The 18,895-nt window shown below is 57.4% G+C and carries 17 protein-coding genes and 4 pseudogenes; 11 read left to right on the forward strand and 10 right to left on the reverse strand.

Annotated elements, in window-relative coordinates; translation table 11 throughout:
• Positions 1–118: 118 nt before the first annotated feature.
• The 4 genes and pseudogenes from LDO27_RS01780 to LDO27_RS01795 all read right to left on the reverse strand — a co-directional run.
• Positions 119–751 carry a tripartite tricarboxylate transporter substrate-binding protein gene (locus LDO27_RS01780; protein WP_253074069.1) on the reverse strand — a complete coding sequence of 211 codons (633 nt, stop codon included), beginning with the start codon at positions 749–751 and terminating at the stop codon, positions 119–121.
• Between the two features lie 121 nt (positions 752–872).
• Positions 873–1,315 (reverse strand): annotated as a pseudogene (locus tag LDO27_RS01785) (transposase); the annotation flags it as partial.
• A gap of 221 nt (positions 1,316–1,536) precedes the next feature.
• Positions 1,537–1,998, reverse strand: coding sequence for a group II intron maturase-specific domain-containing protein (locus LDO27_RS01790; RefSeq protein ID WP_224039293.1), 462 nt, complete (start codon positions 1,996–1,998; stop codon positions 1,537–1,539).
• Between the two features lie 28 nt (positions 1,999–2,026).
• Positions 2,027–2,389, reverse strand: a pseudogene (locus tag LDO27_RS01795) (transposase); the annotation flags it as partial.
• A gap of 215 nt (positions 2,390–2,604) precedes the next feature.
• Between LDO27_RS01795 and LDO27_RS01800 the strand changes: the two are divergent.
• Positions 2,605–3,615 (forward strand): annotated as a pseudogene (locus tag LDO27_RS01800) (IS110 family RNA-guided transposase).
• 582 nt (positions 3,616–4,197) lie between these two features.
• On the opposite strand, the gene LDO27_RS25660 reads toward LDO27_RS01800, so the two are convergent.
• Positions 4,198–4,536 carry a DUF5615 family PIN-like protein gene (locus LDO27_RS25660; protein ID WP_377747427.1) on the reverse strand — a complete coding sequence of 113 codons (339 nt, stop codon included), beginning with the start codon at positions 4,534–4,536 and terminating at the stop codon, positions 4,198–4,200.
• A gap of 259 nt (positions 4,537–4,795) precedes the next feature.
• Complete coding sequence (locus LDO27_RS01805; RefSeq protein ID WP_043355366.1) at positions 4,796–5,443, reverse strand: IclR family transcriptional regulator; 648 nt, start codon at positions 5,441–5,443, stop codon at positions 4,796–4,798.
• 94 nt (positions 5,444–5,537) lie between these two features.
• On the opposite strand from LDO27_RS01805, the gene LDO27_RS01810 reads away from it, so the two are divergent.
• The 9 genes from LDO27_RS01810 (at position 5,538) to LDO27_RS01850 (ending at position 14,656) form a co-directional block, all read left to right on the forward strand.
• On the forward strand, positions 5,538–6,521 hold the full coding sequence (locus LDO27_RS01810; RefSeq protein ID WP_043355363.1) for a Bug family tripartite tricarboxylate transporter substrate binding protein: 984 nt from the start codon (positions 5,538–5,540) through the stop codon (positions 6,519–6,521).
• A 24-nt stretch (positions 6,522–6,545) separates the two neighbouring features.
• Positions 6,546–7,415, forward strand: a complete 870-nt coding sequence (locus tag LDO27_RS01815) for a VOC family protein (RefSeq protein ID WP_052495072.1) — start codon at positions 6,546–6,548, stop codon at positions 7,413–7,415.
• Positions 7,415–8,830: an aldehyde dehydrogenase family protein gene (locus LDO27_RS01820; protein WP_043355360.1), complete on the forward strand. Its 1,416-nt coding sequence runs from the start codon at positions 7,415–7,417 to the stop codon at positions 8,828–8,830. The genes LDO27_RS01815 and LDO27_RS01820 overlap by 1 nt, the downstream gene beginning before the upstream one ends.
• Positions 8,831–8,843: 13 nt before the next feature.
• A complete protein-coding gene (locus tag LDO27_RS01825; protein WP_043358200.1) occupies positions 8,844–10,112 on the forward strand; it encodes a CaiB/BaiF CoA transferase family protein in 1,269 nt (422 codons plus the stop codon).
• Positions 10,109–10,849, forward strand: coding sequence for an enoyl-CoA hydratase/isomerase family protein (locus LDO27_RS01830; RefSeq protein ID WP_043355358.1), 741 nt, complete (start codon positions 10,109–10,111; stop codon positions 10,847–10,849). Before LDO27_RS01825 ends, LDO27_RS01830 begins: the two co-directional genes overlap by 4 nt.
• Before the next feature lie 7 nt (positions 10,850–10,856).
• Positions 10,857–11,594 (forward strand): enoyl-CoA hydratase/isomerase family protein, encoded by a 738-nt coding sequence (locus LDO27_RS01835; RefSeq protein WP_043355356.1) that lies wholly within the window; start codon positions 10,857–10,859, stop codon positions 11,592–11,594.
• A 29-nt stretch (positions 11,595–11,623) separates the two neighbouring features.
• The gene (locus LDO27_RS01840) at positions 11,624–12,805 is read left to right on the forward strand and encodes an acyl-CoA dehydrogenase family protein (RefSeq protein ID WP_043355354.1); all 1,182 of its coding nucleotides are present in this window, start codon (positions 11,624–11,626) and stop codon (positions 12,803–12,805) included.
• Positions 12,806–12,816: 11 nt separating this feature from the next.
• Complete coding sequence (locus LDO27_RS01845) at positions 12,817–13,932, forward strand: acyl-CoA dehydrogenase family protein (RefSeq protein ID WP_043355352.1); 1,116 nt, start codon at positions 12,817–12,819, stop codon at positions 13,930–13,932.
• A 121-nt stretch (positions 13,933–14,053) separates the two neighbouring features.
• Positions 14,054–14,656 (forward strand): helix-turn-helix transcriptional regulator, encoded by a 603-nt coding sequence (locus tag LDO27_RS01850; protein WP_143010733.1) that lies wholly within the window; start codon positions 14,054–14,056, stop codon positions 14,654–14,656.
• A 173-nt stretch (positions 14,657–14,829) separates the two neighbouring features.
• Here LDO27_RS01850 and LDO27_RS01855 read toward each other — a convergent pair whose 3' ends face one another.
• The 3 genes and pseudogenes from LDO27_RS01855 to aceE all read right to left on the reverse strand — a co-directional run.
• Complete coding sequence (locus LDO27_RS01855; protein ID WP_196765233.1) at positions 14,830–15,051, reverse strand: ferredoxin; 222 nt, start codon at positions 15,049–15,051, stop codon at positions 14,830–14,832.
• A 20-nt stretch (positions 15,052–15,071) separates the two neighbouring features.
• Entirely contained in the window at positions 15,072–16,388 is a 1,317-nt protein-coding gene (locus LDO27_RS01860) for a cytochrome P450 (RefSeq protein ID WP_224039295.1), read from the reverse strand.
• 109 nt (positions 16,389–16,497) lie between these two features.
• A pseudogene (aceE, locus tag LDO27_RS01865) lies at positions 16,498–16,860 on the reverse strand (pyruvate dehydrogenase (acetyl-transferring), homodimeric type); the annotation flags it as partial.
• Between the two features lie 151 nt (positions 16,861–17,011).
• On the opposite strand from aceE, the gene LDO27_RS01870 reads away from it, so the two are divergent.
• Positions 17,012–17,455, forward strand: coding sequence for a MarR family winged helix-turn-helix transcriptional regulator (locus LDO27_RS01870; protein WP_043355349.1), 444 nt, complete (start codon positions 17,012–17,014; stop codon positions 17,453–17,455).
• 357 nt (positions 17,456–17,812) lie between these two features.
• Here the strand turns inward: LDO27_RS01870 and LDO27_RS01875 are convergent, their stop codons facing one another.
• The gene (locus tag LDO27_RS01875) at positions 17,813–18,832 is read right to left on the reverse strand and encodes a LacI family DNA-binding transcriptional regulator (protein ID WP_224039298.1); all 1,020 of its coding nucleotides are present in this window, start codon (positions 18,830–18,832) and stop codon (positions 17,813–17,815) included.
• Between the last annotated feature and the right edge of the window lie 63 nt (positions 18,833–18,895).

Consider the following 18,895-nt stretch of genomic DNA (forward strand, 5'->3'; position numbering starts at 1 on the left):
TCAGATGTTATCTTCAGCCGGAATGACGGCCGTCTGCCATCCATTGTAACGATTGGTAGTCGAAAGCAGTTCCCGTCGTTGGAGGGTTCCCGAAGACGGATCGACATCCCTGGTGAGGCTAGTCGAGCCGGACCTTTGCTGAATCTGCCACTCGCTTCCACTTCGAAACTTCGGCGCGAAGCAACGCATTGAACGCCTCAGGCGTGCCGCCTGCGATCTGCGCTCCTTGAGCCATCAGCTTGTCGCGGACCTCCGGATCCTGAAGGGCTTTGTTGAACTCGCTGTTCATCTTAGCAATGATGGCCTGTGATGTCCCGCTCGGGACCATGAACCCGCCCCAGGAAACGGCTTCGTATCCGCTTATCCCGAGCGCTTCATCTACCGTGGGCACATCGGGCAGTGACGGTAATCGAGTCTTGCTCGTGACCGCGAGCGCCCTGAGCTTTCCACTCTTGACTTGCGGCATTCCCGCGAGCGAGGTGGGAAGGGCAACATTGATCTGCTGACCGAGCACGTCTGTGAGCGAAGGCGCGTCTCCCTTATAGGGAACGTGGTTCATCTTGACGCCAGCCATGGTACTAAGGAGTTCCCCGGCCAGATGGCTGCCCGAACCATTGCCGGCGCATCCAAAGGTGATCTGCCCTGGCCTAGCCTTTGCCATCGAGACTAGTTGGCGCAGGTCCTTTATTGGCGAATTTGCTGCTGTGACGATAATGAGCGGCACCGTTGTCACTAAGGAATTGCTGATCAATGAGGTTTGCGCTTGATGTTGCACAAGCCAAGGACTTCAGCTTTCGCAATCCGGGAGAGATGGGCCGATTCAAGCCGTCTTTCTCGCGTTTCGCACCTTTCCTGGTCGCGCTTTTGCGCGCTCAGGACGGATTGCTCCCCTCTAAGGACAACAACAGCCTCCTGGCGAACACCAGATTCGCCAAACCAAACAGGCTGAACAACTGCGCCGTGTTCTTGAACAGGCCCTTGTAGCGAACCTTGCGATGACCAAACAGATTCTTGATAACGTGGAACGGATGCTCAACCCGCGACCGAATCTGTGCCTTGACCCGCTCGACGGCGATCAGCAAGTCCTTGACGGCTCCGTCACACATCGCCTTGATCTTGCCGCGCTTGACGGCCACCTGCCACTTCACGGTCTTGCCTTGCATCTCCTCGCGCTTGTCCACGCCCGTGTAGCCCGCGTCGCCAAACGCATGCTCCTCGTGGCCATGCAGCAAGGCATGGGCCTGCGACACGTCCGACTCTTGGCCGCTGTGCCCACCACGCTATGCACCAGCCCAGAGGCCGCATCCACGCCGACGTCGGGTAGCAGCGGCGCATTTCTGCGCCACTGCCCCCTAAGGTAGGGTCGAGAACTGGCGCGCGCACCTTCAGGTGCCGGTGGTGATTCCACCGCTTTCGCGATGGCCCGCAATCCGGCGACCATAGTCACGTTTCCAACTCCCGCCACGTCAAACGCAGCATGCGGTTTTCCCGCACTACGCTTTCCTGTTTGCTTCATGTCAAGGTATATGGGACCTATCATGCCGGGGCCGCTTTCGTCGATGGTCGACGACGAACCCGATAGCCGTTGAACAGCTTCAGTTCGTCATAGAGCCACCGCCTACTCCACGTCTTCCAGCCGAAGCCCCGACGATTCCGGGAGCGCTCCAGATGGCGCCTGACCTTCTTTTCCACCCAGTCCTGGATGAAGCTGAAGCACTCACTGGAGTGTCCGACCGCGAAGTAGTTCACCCAGCCACGTAGCACCGGATTTATCAGTTGCACCACCCGATCCACCGGCTGCGACTGGTATCGCCTGAACACCTCCTTGAGTTTGCGCAGCAACGCCGTGCGTTTCTTCAACTTGGGCGTATAGTGCGCTCGCCACACCTGTCTCTTTATGCTGCGCAATCGACGGAAGTCGAATCCCAGAAAGCCAAAGCTCTCACCGCAGTCCAAATCCACCGTGCGACTCTTCTCTTCATTGACCTCGACCTGCAACTTGGCAAACTCTTCCCGAAGCCGTCGGCTTTCGCGTCAGTTCATGCTCGACGAGCAGGCGGCGAAACTTCAGCAGCGTGGTCGCGTCTGGCACCGCCTCGACTGCCAGGTCGATCCCGGCAAACGCCCGCATCGCCATGCTGTCGTACAGCGCGTCTTGCAGTGCCTCGTCCGACAGCCCGTACCACTGCTGGAGGAAGTAAATGCGCAGCATCCGCTCAAGGCCGATCGGCGGCCGGCCACGTTTGCCCTTGGGGTAGTACGGCTCGACCGCCGCAATCAGGCGCGCCCACGGCACCACGCTCTCCATCTCCGACAGGAAGCGCTGGCGGCGCGTCACACGCTTCTTGCCGTGACTTTCCGCTTCCGCAAAACTGATCTGTCGCTTCATCACAGGACCTGAATCATGGACACGCTCATGACAACGCGCTCACCCAATGCCTCGATGACTCGCGCACTGATTTAATCAGATGGTATGGACGCCTCCCCCCGGCAACGGGGCGCCGCTTACCTGCAAGAGTAACTGTAAGGGTCCTCGCTGCCATGGCATCCCTATGCCAAAGTGGAGGTGTCGATTGCAAACGACCCTGATCGGGACGATCCAAAATGAAGCTTACCGTCATCGGCATGGATATTGCCAAGCATGTCTTCCAACTTCATGCGGTGAATGCCAACACCGGTGAAATCGAGCGCATCAAGTTGAAGCGGAGCCAGGTCACCGACTTCCTTGCTCAGCGGGAGCGTTCACTCATTGCCATCGAAGCTTGCGGCAGCGCCCACCGTTGGGCACGAGAACTGCAGAAGCTCGGCCACGAAGTGAAGCTCATCTCTGTGCGATCGGTTCGTCCCTTTGTGTTGCGTAATAAAACCGACGCTGCCGATGCCAGAGCTATCTGGACAGCAGTCCAGCAGCCCGAGGCGCGGTTTGTTGCGATCAAGAGCGAGCAGCAACAGACCATTCTGGCGCTGCACCGCATCCGGGCTCAACTGATGAAGTTCCGGATCATGCAGACGAACGCATTGCGCGGCTTACTCTATGAGTTTGGTGAAGTCCTTCCGGAAGGATCTCGGGAATTTGCCGAAAAAATTTCTGGTGCGCTTGCCAAGATCGCGAATCGCTTGCCAGCCATACTGATCGACAGCCTACGAGAGCAATGGGCACGCGTGCAGGCAACCGACAAGGAAATCGCTGTGCTGGAACGTCGGCTCAAGGTTGCGCTTTGCGACAATCAGGAATGCCAGAAGATCGCTGAAATTCCTGGCGTGGGGCTGCTAACCGCCACGGCTGCGGTGGCTGCGATCGGCGATGCCAAAACGTTTCGCTCCGGGCGTGAGTTCGCTGCCTGGTTAGGCTTGGTACCGAAACAAACGGGCACCGGTGGTCACGTGCGCCAGCTTGGCATTAGCAAGCGAGGTGACACCTACCTGCGCACCCTACTCATACACGGCGCCAGATCGGTGATCATCAAAGGCGCATGAACCGCCTGGCTCGACGGATTGCTTCAGCGACGTCCTTTCAATGTAGTGGTGGCTGCCGTAGCCAACAAACTCGCCCGGACCATCTGGGCGGTGCTAGCAAGGGATACGAGATACACGGCACCCGCCATGGCTGCATAGCCAGGTGCGTGGCCCGCCTGAACTGACTTCTTCTCAAGGAGCGCAAGCATTGATCGCATGATGGCTAACAGGTTGGACCGGGGCGAGGAAAACCCGATAGGGAATGTGAGCAGCAACGCTCGATGATCAGATGAGGACCTCGCCAGCGAATTCCATATGGGCCAGCAGGCTGAGCGGCCTGCACAAAAGGGCCGGACATAGGCGTGCTGCCTTCACCTGTCGACCACCATGTCAATCGGCTTGCAATCCGGGAGGCGTCCACATAAGGCGATTCCCTAGTGACGGATCGCGCCGCAGCAACTATGACAGTTGTGCATCGCCAGAACACCGGGTTGTCGCGCCATCATCAGTACGAGCACGCTGACAACCAAGGTGGCCGCATTGATCTGGAGTATCGGATGCGGGCTCAAAGTACTGGCTACTGAGCGGCCCCAGATCTCAATGCCTTTACGTTGACCGCCAGCCAAAGCGGCAGTGTCGCAGACACCACGCATCAGAACAGCTTCGAAGATTGATCCTGCCCGGCAACTTTCATGTCGCAGAATCGTCTGCGTAGCTAGGTACGCCTCCGCTACTCCCAAATTAGGGCGTCATCTCCTGGATGCAGCTTGATGCGGGTTTCAACGTGCCTTCCTTCGGCGCGAGTATGCCTGCGGACGGTCCATTCTCGATCGTCTGTTGCGAAGATATTGGCGCCAACATGGGCGTTGCCGTACGGGGCGTTAGTATGCGCAAGTGATCTGCTAATGCGATTTCCAGCGTCCCATTGCCAGTTGCAGCTAGTAGAACGACCACGCCTGGGTTACGGTGAAATGGGAAGCGCTGATCATCCAAGAAATCAGAATCGTGCGTCAGTATGATGCGTCGCGTTTCACAAGCCGTCGCGAAACTGGCCTCGTCGGCGTGTCCAATGAGCGCCATGCTAGGGTAAGCCGCCTACTTTTCCGATGAGAGTAAGGCGTCCGGGCCAGCCCTTGCGCCCGCAGCGCTCGTGCCGCCGTGATGCCGTGATGCCGTGATGCCGGCGGCGGGTGCCCCGACGACTACGATGTGCTCACGGGAAATCATCAGAGATCCTCGTGAACCTCGATTGCAAGCGCCGGACAGATCCCAGCGGCCAAGCGGGCAGATTCGTGTTGATCAGTCGACGGTTCCGCACCCGGGGCGATGAGCGAACTCCCTACGCTGGCCCCATCCCAACAAGCCTTGAGACCATCGCTGCGGCATTCTGAAGTGTTGGAATGATTTCATTCTCGATCCTTTCGGGTGTCGCCTCGGCTGGCGATGTGGAAATCCCGATAGCCAGCTGGCGGTTGCCAACCCGAGCAAGCGGGACTGCAACTGAGATCTGATTGCTCTCTGGATACTCGACCATCGCCCATTCACCGACCCCGAGGGTCAACGCCTGTGTGAGCGCGCTACTTGGAGGCAGGATGCTTCCAACCCGGAGATTCATCACCACGAGGCGACGGCGTTCCGCGAGTGCCATCGCCCTTCCAATAATGATCACCCCGTCGGGGTTCGCTTCACCCAGGTTGGATGTTCCTGCGTACGTGTCAGCCAGTTGCTGGAGCATCTGCTGAACCGAGTCTGTCACTCCCAAACTTTCCAAAGCAGCAAAGCCGATTTCGAAGACTCGGGTAGTCAAGCGCCATTGGTTGCCCTCGCGCGCGACATATCCCTCCTCCTCCAAAGTCAATAGAAAGCGCAGAACGGTCGGGTGCGGCAGGTCTACGGCACGCGACAACTCCGCCAACGTAGGTCGCCCGTTCTCTCGGAAAGCGCGCAGCACCGCTAGACAGCGTTGGATCGATCTATTATTCTTCATTCGTACACCCTGTGTACCGCTAGTTCACCTAGTGAACATCATAAACCAGGTGCCCTTGAGATGCAACCTGCTTCTTGAGGTCAGGAGACAACGAATGAAACGATGGATATTGGGCTTTAGCGCCGCTGTGGTGGGGTGCTGGGCAGCGACCGGTCAATCTGTTGCGAACGCCAGCGAGTCCTGGCCGAGTCGCCCGATCAAGTGGGTCGTGCCGTATCCGCCGGGCGGCACCACTGACATGCTGGCACGTATCGTCGGTGCCAAGCTCTCTGAACGACTCGGGCAGCCCGTGGTGATCGAGAACAAGCCAGGCGCTGGGGGCGATGTTGGCACGGCCTATGTTGCGAAACAGCCCGCTGATGGATACACCATCGTTATGGGCAATATTGGTCCTATTGCCATCAACCCCACGCTTACTCCCGACGCTCGCTTTTCTCCCACGCGAGATCTCGCGCCGGTGACGCTCCTGGCGGAGGTTCCCAACCTGCTGGTGGTCAACCCGCAACTGCCGGTCAAATCGGTGAAGGAACTCGTTCAGTACGCGAAGCAACAGCCCAATCCCTTGTCGTACGCAACGCCTGGCAACGGAACATCTTTGCACTTGGCGGGTGAACTGTTCGCTTCGACAGCGGGCCTGCGCATGGTTCATGTGCCATACCGCGGTAGCGGCCCCGGCCTGAACGACACGATGGCAGGCCATGTACCGATCATGTTTGACAACATGCCTTCGGCATTGAATCTCGTAAAAGGCGGAAAGGTTCGCGCACTCGCCATCACGAGTGCTGTCCGTTCCCCGTTGCTGCCGGACGTCCCAACGATGACTGAAGCTGGTCTGAGCAACTATCAGATCACTGGTTGGTTCGGCGTCTTGGTACCTGCCGCAACGCCGAAGCCGATCGTCACCCGTTTGGATGCCGAAATTCAAGCTGTACTCAAGATGCCTGACGTCCGCAGCAAGATTGGCGACATCGGCGGAATCATCTCTGGCGCAGGACGAGATGAGTTCGGCCGATTCATCCAGCAGGAGTCGGCGAAATGGCAAAAGCTCATTCGTACCGCGCACATCACCGTGCAGTAGGTCAGTTACTTTAAGGAAGAAGCAATGTTGAACTCGGTTGACAGAATCCTCGTTGCGGTGCGCGACCTCGATCAAGCAGAGCAGAACTACAGGGAAGTACTTGGGGCGCAGTATCTTGATGAGCTTGCAAGCGACCATCTGAATGCCCGTGGCCGTAGCCTGGTAATCGGCGAAAGCACGGTCGAACTTTGGACCCCGCGGGGAGCAGGGGTCGTAAGTGATCATCTTGATAGCTTCGGGGAAGGCCTCTTCTTTGGAGGGGTCTCGACAGCTAGCCTGGCTGAATGCCAGAGGTTCCTTGCCGAGCAAGGTATCCGATTTGCTGAAGCCGACGGCCGTCTCTATTTGAACGCGGGCGGCCTCTATGGCATGCCACTCGTTGTCAGCGAAGCGGCAGCGCGGGTTCGAGCGAATGGTCCTGTGTCGTTTCTGTACGAGCTCACCATGGTTCTCAGCACCGACTGGCGAGAAGTCGCGGATTGCTACGCGCGAAAACTGGGCCTGCAGCGCGACAAGGCAGTAGACATCACGTTCGCGCGATTTGGCTATGAAGGCACGCTGCTGATGTTCGCGCCGGATCGTCTCGATCGCATCGAATTGGCTGAAGCGCATGATCCCGCCTTTGCCATGGGCAGGTTTTCGGGCAAGCGAGGTGACGCACTTTACATGTGCTACATCGAAACGCATGATTTGGCGGACGTAATCAGGCGACTCGAATCGCGCAACGCAAAGTGGACCCGAAGGACCGACACGGGCAAGCCCGAGCAGGACGGCCTCTGGATCCATCCGAGCGCGCTGAATGGCGTCCTACTTGGTGTATCCCGAACCTCGTTGGCGTGGGGATGGTCCGGTAGCCCCGAGAAAGTCGAAGAGATTTCAGAGGTGCAGTCGTGATGCCGGAGATCTTCGATCAGCAATACATCGGGGGATCGTGGCGCCGTGCTTCTGGCACACAGCTCATCGACGTAGAGGACCCGAATACTGGCCTGGTATCGGCCCAAATTCTTCCAGGTACCGAGGAGGACGTCGGTCTCGCCTTGGGTGCCGCGCAGAACGCATTGGCCAGCTGGTCCGCAACATCCGTGTCGGACAAATGCGCAATTCTTAATCGCCTAAAAGACCAACTCACAAATCGGCAGGAGTCGTTGGCCGATGCTATCGCGGCTGAGGTTGGCACGCCCTTGAAGATCTCACGCATCGTTCAAGTCGACTCGCCCATTCGGAACATTGGGAACTTCGTAAAGCTGGCGGAAGGATTTCCATGGCAATCGCGAACGGGCCCATCTGTCATCGTCCGGGAGCCATTCGGCGTCGTGGCATGTATCACGCCATGGAATTTCCCGCTTCATCAGATCATTCTGAAGGTGGTGCCCGCGCTTCTGGCCGGGAACACAGTCGTGCTCAAACCAAGTGAATTGACGCCCCGAACAACGCGCCTTATCTGCGATGCCATCAATGACGCAGGCTTTCCTTCGGGCGTGGTGAACGTTGTGAACGGCTTGGGTGCGGTAGTGGGCGCAGCGTTGGCGCGAGCTGACGGCGTGGACATGGTTAGCTTCACAGGATCCACGGAAGCGGGTCGTGCAGTGTCTTGCTTGGCCGCGTCGACCATTAAGAAGGTGACGCTGGAATTGGGCGGCAAGTCGCCTTCCTTGGTATTGCCGGGTGCGGACCTGACTGTGGCCGTCAAGGGAACGCTCGCTTCCTGCTTCCTCAACAACGGTCAGACTTGCAGCGCGCTGACCAGGTTGATTGTTCACTCGCGTGATGTGTCGGCCGTCGAAGCCCTGGTGAAGCAAGAACTCGCCAAGTTCTCTGTCGGATCCAGCCTCGTCGAAGGCCATCGGATCGGCCCGCTCATTTCTGGCAAGCAGCGTGACCGCGTGCAGGAACTAGCGGAAAAAGGGGTAGCGGAGGGCGCCACGCTCATCGCGTCAGGCCAGGATGTTCCGCCTGCAGGATTCTTCGTCAGCCCGAAGGTGTTTCTCACAGATCAACATAACTATCTGGCCAAGGAAGAGGTGTTTGGCCCCGTGCTCTGCGTGATTCCCTACGACGAAATCGACGACGGCATCCGCATCGCCAACGCAACGGTGTATGGCCTGGCGGCGGCCGTTTGGGGCGATCCTGACCTCGCACTCGACGCCGCTAAGAAGATTCGTGCAGGACAGGTCGATATTAACGGCGCCCGATTCAACCCCGTAGCGCCCTTCGGCGGCTTCAAACAAAGCGGTGTTGGCCGGGAGGCGGGTCACGTCGGTTTGGATGAGTTCCTCGAGTACAAATCTATCCAAATGAACGAGGGATGACGGGATGTCTCTTATGCAGAAACAAGCTCTAGGGAACATTCGCGTATTGGATATGACGCGAGTGCTCGCAGGGCCATGGTGTACCCAGATGCTGGGCGACATGGGAGCCGATGTCATCAAGATTGAGCACCCATCGCGAGGGGATGATACGCGGCAGTGGGGGCCGCCGTATGCGATGACGAGTGAAGCGGAAGTGCTTGAGGATTCCACCTACTTCGCTTCCGCAAATCGGAACAAACGATCGGTTGGCGTGGACATCGCCAACCCAGACGGTGCGGATCTGATCCGTAAGCTCGTTCTTGAGTGCGACATCTTTGTAGAGAACTTTAAGGTTGGTGATCTGGCTCGTCGAGGGCTTGACTACGACAGTCTGAAAAAGATCAATCCGCGCCTGATCTATTGCTCTATCACCGGGTACGGCCAATCCGGGCCGTACGCTGACCGCCCCGGCTACGACTTCGTTTTCCAGGGGGAAAGCGGGCTGATGAGCATAACGGGCGAGCGTGATGACGAGCCTGGTGGTGGGCCACAGAAGGTCGGGATCGCCATTGCTGATCTGACGACGGGACTGTATGCGACGGTCGCGATCCTCGCCGCGTTGAACCACAGGAATGTCACGGGAGAAGGTCAGCACATCGATTTGGCACTGCTCGATTGTCTGGTTGGCTTGTCGTCGAATCAGGGATTGTCGTGCCTGATCAATGGCGCCGAACCGCACCGGTGGGGGAACGCGCATCCGTCTCTCGTACCGTATCAAGTCTTTGATACGGCAGACGGTAAGGTGGTAGTTGCTGTGGGGAACGATTCCCAGTGGCAACGCTTTTGCCAAGCGATCGACGCCAAAGAACTGGCCCGGGATTCGACGTTCTATTCCGCATCCGGACGCATTCGGAATCGAGAGGCGCTAATTGCGCAGGTGTCGTCGGTTCTTGCGGCGCGCCAAACCGAGCATTGGCTTGCCGCGTTCTCCGCAGCGGATATCCCGCACGGTCGTATCAATACCTACAAGGAAGCCTTTGCTCACCCACAGGTCATCCACCGTCAGATGGCGATCGACGTGCCGGTTGACAAAGGTATCGGCTCGGTACGGGGCATCGCCAATCCCATCAAATTCAGTAAAACGCCGGTGCACTACGTTCGGGCGCCCGCGAAACTCGGTCAGCACACAGAAGACGTGCTTTCCGACTTGCTAGAACTTTCCGCGGACCACATCGCCGGTCTCGAAGAACGTGGGGTGATTAGTTGCCAAACGTCAAAAAAGACACTTCAGGAGCAATCATGAGCATCCAAGCTAATAATGTCGGAAACGTCCTGGAGATTTGCATTGCGCGTCCAGAAAAGCGCAATGCGATCAGCGCCGCGATGTACCAGGAACTGACCCGTCTTCTGGATGAGGCCAACGCGGACAAGGAATGTGCCGCAGTCATCGTGCATGGTGCGGGCGGACACTTCACTGTCGGTGCCGATATCAATGATTTCCAGACCCGGCGGGGTAATGAAGATTCCCCTGCTGTCACGCTTCTCCGGAAGATGGCCGCGATCGATGTGCCGCTAATCGCAGCAGTCGAGGGACTGGCGATTGGAATCGGCGCCACGATGCTGCAACACGTCGATTTTGCCTACGCATCCCAAGATGCGCGCTTCCGCATGCCGTTCGTATCGCTGGGTCTGTGCCCCGAGGGCGCATCCAGCTACCTGCTCGAATCGCTGGTAGGTGTCCGGAAGGCACGTGAGTGGTTGATGCTTGGAAAGTTCTTTGATGCAGAAGAAGCTTTCGATGCCGGGCTTCTGACGTCGCTGACGCAGGACGGGGAAGCCCTTGCACGGGCGCGCGAAACGGCTGCCGAACTGGCAAAGCTTCCCAAGGCTTCGGTACGCGCGACAAAGCGGATGTTGAACCACGAGAATCGTGCCGCTGTGGGTTCTGCGCTCGACCTGGAAGTGAAGATGTTCGCCGAACTCTTGAATACCGAAGCCACTCAGGAAATCTTCAAATCCTTCCTGAACAAGAAGCGTTAAGAACGCCATGGCCGAGTTGATAAAAATCGAATCAGAAAATTTCGTCCGGGTCATTACGATGAATCGGCCGGATAAGAGAAACGCGCTGAACTCGGAAATGTGCGACGCGTTGCACGACGCGTGGCAAGACTTCGCGGGCTCAGAGGATCGCGTTGCCCTGCTACGTGCAGAGGGGTCGGTGTTTACGGCAGGCCTCGACACGAACGATCCACCGGATTCCTTTTGGCATGCCATTCCCAATGTCGCATTTGACATTGGAAAGCCGGTTATTGCAGCGGTTAATGGCCCCGTGATAGCGGCGGGCGTATCGATGCTTGCATTCTGCGATCTTTGTGTAGCGACTTCGGCAACGACCTTCGTTTATCCCGAAGGTCGCCTAGGCATGGCAGCCGGCTTGATTAGCTCGCTGGTCGGTCGGATTCCCCACAAGATCGCGATGGAGCTCATGTTGACCGGGCGCCCGGTATCCGCCCAACGGGCCTATGAAGTCGGATTCGTAAACGAACTCTGTGAACCAGGAAGCGAAACAGAGGCAGCTCTAGTGACAGCGCGTCAGATTGCGAGCGCAGCGCCGCTGGTACTGCGTTTCCTCAAACAGGCGGCGAGACACTCGATTCCGGTAGGACTGGTTGAGGCAGGCTATAGCGCCCAGTACCAAGCTCAGATGCTGGCCAGGAGTGAAGACGCCCGGGAAGGGGCGTTGGCGGCCAAGGAGCGTCGCGCTCCCGTTTTCGTGGGCCGCTAGGACTAACTAACACAGTAGGGGACTGAGAAATGGATCTGAATTTCACAGAAGAAGAGCAGGAATTTAGAAAAGAGGTACATGCGTGGATCGACGCCCATTTGCCGAAGGAGATCTCGCACAAGGTGCACAACGGACTGCAGCTATCCCGCACCGATATGCAGCGTTGGCACCAAATTCTGGGGAAAAAGGGTTGGCTGACGTATAAGTGGCCAGTCGAGTTCGGCGGCACGGGCTGGACACCAGTGCAGCGGCACATATTCGAGGAAGAGTGCGCGTTGGCAGGAGCACCGCGACTCGTGCCCTATGGGCCTGTCATGGTGGCACCAGTCATCATGGCATTTGGTAACGCTGAGCAACAGGCGCGCTTCTTGCCCGGCATTGTGACGGGCGATGTTTGGTGGAGCCAGGGTTACAGCGAGCCGGGATCGGGTTCCGACCTGGCTTCGCTCAAGACACGAGCGGAGCGAAAGGGAGACAAGTACATAGTCAATGGTCAAAAGATCTGGACCACGTTGGCTCAGTACGGGGAGTGGATTTTCTGTCTCGTCCGGACCAATACAGAAGGGAAGCCGCAGGCAGGGATCAGTTTCCTGCTCATTGACATGCGTTCGCCTGGCGTCACGGTTCGGCCCATTAAGCTGCTGGACGGCGAGTGCGAGGTCAATGAGGTCTGGTTCGACAATGTTGAGGTCCCCGTTGAGAACCTGATTGGCGAAGAAAATAAGGGCTGGACCTATGCCAAACACCTTCTCAGTCACGAACGCTCGAACATTGCAGAAGTCGGGCGTGCCAAGCGTGAGCTCCGACGCCTGAAGCGAATCGCGGCTGCAGAAGGCATGATGGACGACCCTCGTTTCAAAGACGAGGTTTCGAAGCTCGAGGTAGATATTATCGCGCTCGAAATGCTGGTTCTTCGCGTTATCTCGGCAGAAAAATCCGGGAAGAATCCATTGGATATCGCAGGCCTACTGAAAATCCGAGGCAGTGAGATTCAACAGCGCTACAGTGAATTGATGATGCTGGCTGCAGGTCCCTATAGCCTCCCATTTATTCAAGACGCTATGTTGACGGAGTGGGATGGCGAGTTCCCAGGTGGAGAGCGACGGAACGCTCCGCTTGCCGCGACATATTTTAATCTGCGGAAAACCACTATCTACGGTGGCTCCAATGAAGTGCAGCGTAACATTGTTTCGCAAGTGGTCCTCGGATAAAGGAGTAGAGCATGGATTTCGAATTCACTGACGACCAGGACCAACTGCGAGATGCAGTAAGAAAGTGGGTAAAGCGTAGCTATACGTTTGAGCACCGTCGCAGTTCCGAGAGCAGCGGCGGATTTTCCCCGGACGCGTATTCGGAGCTTGCGGAGCTTGGGCTGACTGGACTTTACGTCCCAGAAGAGTATGGCGGCGTCGGTATGGGGCCGGTCGACGTTATGGTGGTTATGGAGGAACTGGGGCGGGGCATCGTACTCGAACCGCTGGCGCAAGTTCTACTTGCGGGTGCAGTGCTGTCGAACTACGCCGAAGCAAGCGTACGTGCGGCGTGGCTGCCTACGATCGCTTCTGGAGAAAGTCTGGTCGTACTGGCCCAGCAGGAGCGCGCGAATCGTTATCGCATCGATACGTGCGAGACGCGAGCAGTCGAGACGGCGGAAGGTTGGGAGCTTACTGGGAGTAAGAGCCTCGTGCCGGTTGGCGATCATGCTGCTGCGTACATTGTACCCGCCATGATTGCTGACACTCTCGGAGCGTTCCTTGTGGAGCGCTCCGCCCCAGGTGTATTGGTACACCCTTATCAAACTGTCGACGGCTCGCGCGCCGCGGAGCTGACGTTGTCGAAGGCGCCGGGCACGCTAGTCACCCGCGAAGGCCAGGATTGCCTGTCGTATGCCGTGGATCTTGGCATTGCAATGACGTGTGCAGAGGCCGTGGGCGTGATGGACGTAACCCTGGAGGCTCTGGTGGATTACATGAAGACGCGCAAGCAGTTCGGCGTCGCTATCGCGAGCTTCCAAGCGTTGCGTCACCGCGTCGCAGATATGAAGATGAGTCTAGAGCTCGCGAGGTCTATGAGCTACTACGCCTCGCTCAACGTCAACGCGCCGGCGAACCAGAGACGTCGCGCCATGGCACAAGCGAAATATCAGTTGGGCGGGTCGATGCGATTCGTCGGCCAGCAGGCCGTGCAATTGCACGGTGGGATTGGAATGACGGATGAGTATATCGTCAGCCACTATTTTAGACGCCTTACCCAAATGGAATCGGTGTTCGGAGATACGCTGCATCATCTGGCGCAGATGTCGGACTCCATGCATCCCGAGCTTGACAAGGCTGCCTAAGGCGCCGCGAAGAGTAAGTGCTCGATGAATTGCGATGGCGGGTGACCCTCATCGTTTCCGGCAGCGCGGTGGTACATCCTCGCGCTGCTCATAGTATCGGACCGGGATAGTAGCGTAATTGATGCAGACGCAACTTCAGTCACGAAGCCAAGTCGGGATCCATGATATTTTTCTTCCAATTCCAATGAAAGTGACTTCGTTGAGTGGCGAGCAGATAATCAGCCGACAAGGCTATTCACGCGTAATTAAAGAGGGGAAGTTCGTGAAGCTCCCCGCTTTTTCTCCTGCGAGTCTGTTCTTGGGCGGCTCTATTTTTAAGAGCTCGCATTGCAGCTTCGATCTGGATGTAACTAGTTATTCTGTGGTGCGTGATCAACCAATGCACGATCTGTGGGATTCCAGGCCGCTTTGGGAGGCAATTTCATTGTCGGTGTTTATGAATCCAAAGGAAGCTTGGAATATTGCAGATATAGCGGATAGTTTGCAGACAACATCCTCGAGAGTCAGGCGGACCCTCTTCAGCCAGGGCAATTGCTTCACGGAAATATGTAACACGCAGCGGCTTATGCGTTCGCTGTTCGAATTGGCAGGACTGGAAAGATCTATACCGGATATTTCGAACAGAATTGGGTGGAGCCAATCCTATGACTTTGAGTCATCTTTCTATAATAGATTTAAAGTTTCGGCAGATGTTATTTGCGGAATGAAATTTTATGCCCGCTAGGCGATCTATTTAGAGGAGCTCTACTGAACGTTTGCCAGCCATCAACCGCTTCGAAAGAGATGGGCGGCCGTTGGGCAGGCCGCCCTCTTTTGCGATGGAAGTACCATCCGCCCCAGCCTCGCGCGCGCAGGCTGCTCGTGCCGCCGTGATGCCGGCGGCCGTTGCCCCGATGACTACGATTTGCTTAGGGGAATCATCAGAGAGCCTCGTGAATCTCGATTGCCAACGCCGGACAGATCCCAGCAGCCAAGCGTGCAGATTTTGTATTGATCGGCCGACGGATCGGCATTCAAAAGAATGACGATTCCGTCATCCTTTTGGTCGAACAGATCCGGCGCATTGACGACGCATTGGCCGGAACCGCAGCATTTTTCGGGATAGATTGTGATTTTCATCGTGATTCGCCGTAGTGGATTTACCAGCTAACGGGCAGTGCCCTAACACCATACATGAGCGAATCGCTCTTGAACGCGAGGCTCTCGATGGGCACGGCCAGCCGAAGATTCGGCAGGCGCTTCAGTAGGGCGGTGAACATGATCTGCATTTCGACTCTGGCGAGAACTTGTCCCATGCACTGATGCGGGCCGTATCCGAATGCGATCTGTGTCCGGGCATCACGGCGGAGGTCAAAGACGTGGGGATCTTTGAACTGCTCCTGGTCGCGATTTGCGGAAATACTAAGCACGACAACGGGATCACCGGCTCGGATCAATTGCCCATTCACGACAACGTCCTCCAGTGCGACACGTCGCGTCCCGGACTGTATGACATCCAGGAAGCGTAGCATCTCCTCCACCGCGTTTGGAACGAGGCTTGGATTCTGGCGAAGCTCTTCCCAGATGTCCGGCCTCTGAAGTAGGAAGAGCACCCCCATCGACGTCGTATTTGCCGTCGTCTCGTGCCCGGCAATCAGCAGAAGCCTTCCAAGCGAGACCACGTCTGTTTCAGTGATATCGCCCTTCCGTACATGATTAACGATAAGGCGACTGAGGATGTCCTCCCCGGGGCTTTCGGATCTCTTCGCCACCAGTTCACGCAGGTATTCGCACAACGCTTGATTCGCGGCGCTAGCCTCTTCCCTCGTCGCGGTGCTCGACGTCATGATCATCGCCTGTTCTTGGAAGAAGTCGTGATCGTCGTATGGAACACCAAGCAACTCTGAGATAGCCAATGCTGGTGTCGCCAATGTAAAGGCGCTAACCAGGTCAGAAGGCTGCGGCCCCATCGCAAAATCTTCCAAGAGCTTGTCCACGATGGCCTGAAGTCGCGGCCGCAGATTCTCGATCTTTCGGATCGTGAATTCGCTGGTCAGCATCCGCCGTTGCTCTGAATGCTTGGGTTCATCCATGGTAATGAAGGTCCGGTTACTACTCCGAACAACCTTTACTGCGGCGCTGGAAGAGGGAAATCCCGGATGTGAGACGTCGGAGCTAAAGCGAGAGTCCGACAAGACAGCGCGAACATCGTCATAACGCGTGACAAGCCAAGCGATCTTTCCGTCCCAAAGCTTACCTCGTGCCAATTCGCCCTTCTGTTGCATCTGGAAGAACACCGGCGGCGGCGCCAAGGGATCTACGCGCTTAGGGGGGAAATCTGGGATTCCGCCGCTGTCGCCCTCAGCGTGAAAAGGACACGCTGATTTCGGCTCGTTCGCAGCCGCATCAAAAGGACAGCGCCCTTCTACCGCGGAAGATGGGTTGGAGGAAGGGGTGGGAGCAGGCGACTCCGTCATGGAAATATCTCCGAGGGCGATTGGTGGCTAATGTTAGGTAGCCTACCTATGTGGCGCAAAGGGGGGTTTACCCTCAACAACAGAATCGAAGGTCGACCCGTAGACATCAGAAGAAAGCGGAGAACCCATATGTGGCGATATGCCCGCCGACGTTGGAGTGCTTGCCCGCCCGCAACACCATCGCCATGGCATTCCAGCGCGCCATGGCGGCCAGTCGGCGCTCGATCGAGGTGTCGCCTGGGTACGGCTGCTCGCCCGATTCGGCAATCGTATTGACGTAGGGCGTCGTGATTGCGCCATGGAAATCCCCGTGTCGGGCCGCGTCCGATTCATGCAGGCGGCCGATCAGGTAGTGGGCGCGTTCGCGGCCTTCCACTTCGGTCACGGCGGCCAGGGCCTCAATCCATTCCTGGGTTTCCTGCGGGTCCACATCCAGCGGCAATACGTGTAGCGGCAACACCGGGGCATTCATCTCTGTCTCCATGGGATTGACGGGGCTTCGGTTCGCATCAGGCCCGGTCGGATAGGCGTGGCCATTGCGCTTCAAATGAATTGCAGTTGCAATCGTCTGGGCATTGTGAGCGCTCTGCGGCATAATTGCAACTGCAACTATTGGAGATACCATGTCGACTGAGAAGCCGGATTTGTGGTTTTCGTTTGTACGGTCGCACCGGGCCTTGATACGTGAGGTGGATCGGCGTCTTGCCGAGGCTGGACTGCCTGTCTACGCGTGGTACGACGTGCTGTGGGGGATTGAAAGCGGGCCGGAGGAAAGCCGCCGGATGCATGAGCTGGCCGATGTGCTTGCCATCGAGCGGTACAACCTGACTCGCCTGATTGACCGGCTGGAGCGTGAAGAGCTGGTGACCCGTATCCGGTCAGAGGAAGACGGCCGCGCCGCGTTCGTGTCCGTCACACGGCAAGGTAAGGCCTTGCGCAAGAAGATGTGGGGCATCTACGAGGCGGCGGTCAAAGAACTGTTTCTGGCCGAGTTCCGGCCGGAAGACATCGGGCGATTTTCTCGTGCGCTGGATGCGGCGGCAGCCAAAGCGGGGTGGCCGAAATAGGTTCGAACTCCCTTTTCGTGCGGTGACGCTTCTGGCTCGCGCCGGAGGGGACGAATGTGTCCGCTTTTTGGGACACGTTCGACTTAGTTGGCAACGGCGGTACCCTGACGCCTCAATCAAAGGTCAGTGGCATGACCGGCGCTTACCGGCCCACCCTAAGCGGACATCAGGATGGAGCAGAGACTGATATCCATTAGGCGCCCCGCATGACTGAAGAATTCCCTCAGAACGTTGTCTGCAACGCTTCATTTAATAGCTGGACAACGTATGCTTCGACCGCTTTGTGCCCGGTGAGGGCCTAGCTAGAGCGACGGCTGAGTTCCGTCCGTAGCGACAAAACGTAGTTTGGCTCACCAACTATTGGGGCGGCGCCGTACTTTCGCGAACTACAAGGTCAGGCTCGAACTCGGTCTGAATGCGTTTGGACCCGCCTTCAATCTGATCAACCAGGTTACGAGAAGTAAGTTCGCCAATCAGAACGGGATTCGAGTGTACGGTCGTGAGTGCGGGCGTCATCAGTTCCGCCATCTGCCAGTCGCCGAAGCCTGTAACTGAGATGTCGCTCGGAACCGATAGTCCCAATGTGCGGCACTCCGCGATCGCTGCCACAGCAACGAAGTCATTGATGCATATCAGGGCAGTCGGCTGTTCCTGATGCGGCAGCGAGTCATTACGCTCGAGACAGGTCCGAACCGCTTGCCGGACGGCAGATGCTTCGTACGGTGTCGGGAGAATGCGGTCGTCGGGTATCGAAATGCCGTTCTCACTGAGGACGTCTTGGATGCCCAGAAGTCGTTGAGAGGAGAGAAATTGAGTCTCTAGTGGCCCTGGGAGGACGGCAAACTTTCGATGTCCCTGTTTGACCAAATGGCTCGTCAACCTGCGCATCGCCAAGCGATTGTCATATCCCACCGTGGGATGCATACCCTCACGATCGACGGCCCACATTAGGACATACGGAATGGCATGCTTGTGGATTAGCGAGAAGACGTCAGGGTGATGCTGTGACCCGATAATGGCGATTCCGTCGACTCTGCGCTCCAAAAGCGCGCGCGCGCAGCGTAGTTCTGTCTCACTGTCGTCCCGGTGGCACGTCAATAAAACGGTGTATCCGAGCCGATCGAGCTGCGCCTCTAAGGTATCGACCGCTTTCGCGTAAAGCTCGTTCATCAGTGTCGGCGCAATGATGCCGACCGATCGCGTGCGCCCTTGACGCAGGTCCCGAGCCGAGGAAGACGGGACGTAGTTGAGGCTTGCGATGGCGTTCTGCACGCGCTCCAGCGTGTCAGGTCGCAGCCGATCCGGCGATGTCAGTGCACGGGAGACTGTTGCCGAGGAAACGCCGGCGAGGAGGGCGACTTGCTTGACATTCACCATATCGGATCAGCGGTTATCTTCAGCCTGGGATATCGGCCGACTGCCGTCATTGTAACGACCTTG

The sequence above is a fragment of the Cupriavidus respiraculi genome, from assembly GCF_914271545.1.
Taxonomy (GTDB): Bacteria; Pseudomonadota; Gammaproteobacteria; order Burkholderiales; family Burkholderiaceae; genus Cupriavidus; species Cupriavidus respiraculi.

Bases quoted from the DNA above. Each gene is read 5' to 3' on its own strand.
- LDO27_RS01810 (WP_043355363.1), top strand. From the start codon at position 5,538: ATGAAACGATGGATATTGGGCTTTAGCGCCGCTGTGGTGGGGTGCTGG.
- LDO27_RS01845 (WP_043355352.1), top strand. From the start codon at position 12,817: ATGGATTTCGAATTCACTGACGACCAGGACCAACTGCGAGATGCAGTA.
- LDO27_RS01850 (WP_143010733.1), top strand. From the start codon at position 14,054: ATGCAGACGCAACTTCAGTCACGAAGCCAAGTCGGGATCCATGATATT.
- LDO27_RS01860 (WP_224039295.1), bottom strand. From the start codon at position 16,388: ATGACGGAGTCGCCTGCTCCCACCCCTTCCTCCAACCCATCTTCCGCG.
- LDO27_RS25660 (WP_377747427.1), bottom strand. From the start codon at position 4,536: ATGGCGCTCATTGGACACGCCGACGAGGCCAGTTTCGCGACGGCTTGT.
- LDO27_RS01835 (WP_043355356.1), top strand. From the start codon at position 10,857: ATGGCCGAGTTGATAAAAATCGAATCAGAAAATTTCGTCCGGGTCATT.
- LDO27_RS01870 (WP_043355349.1), top strand. From the start codon at position 17,012: ATGTCGACTGAGAAGCCGGATTTGTGGTTTTCGTTTGTACGGTCGCAC.
- LDO27_RS01815 (WP_052495072.1), top strand. From the start codon at position 6,546: ATGTTGAACTCGGTTGACAGAATCCTCGTTGCGGTGCGCGACCTCGAT.
- LDO27_RS01840 (WP_043355354.1), top strand. From the start codon at position 11,624: ATGGATCTGAATTTCACAGAAGAAGAGCAGGAATTTAGAAAAGAGGTA.
- LDO27_RS01805 (WP_043355366.1), bottom strand. From the start codon at position 5,443: ATGAAGAATAATAGATCGATCCAACGCTGTCTAGCGGTGCTGCGCGCT.
- LDO27_RS01855 (WP_196765233.1), bottom strand. From the start codon at position 15,051: ATGAAAATCACAATCTATCCCGAAAAATGCTGCGGTTCCGGCCAATGC.
- LDO27_RS01820 (WP_043355360.1), top strand. From the start codon at position 7,415: ATGCCGGAGATCTTCGATCAGCAATACATCGGGGGATCGTGGCGCCGT.
- LDO27_RS01875 (WP_224039298.1), bottom strand. From the start codon at position 18,832: ATGGTGAATGTCAAGCAAGTCGCCCTCCTCGCCGGCGTTTCCTCGGCA.
- LDO27_RS01830 (WP_043355358.1), top strand. From the start codon at position 10,109: ATGAGCATCCAAGCTAATAATGTCGGAAACGTCCTGGAGATTTGCATT.
- LDO27_RS01825 (WP_043358200.1), top strand. From the start codon at position 8,844: ATGCAGAAACAAGCTCTAGGGAACATTCGCGTATTGGATATGACGCGA.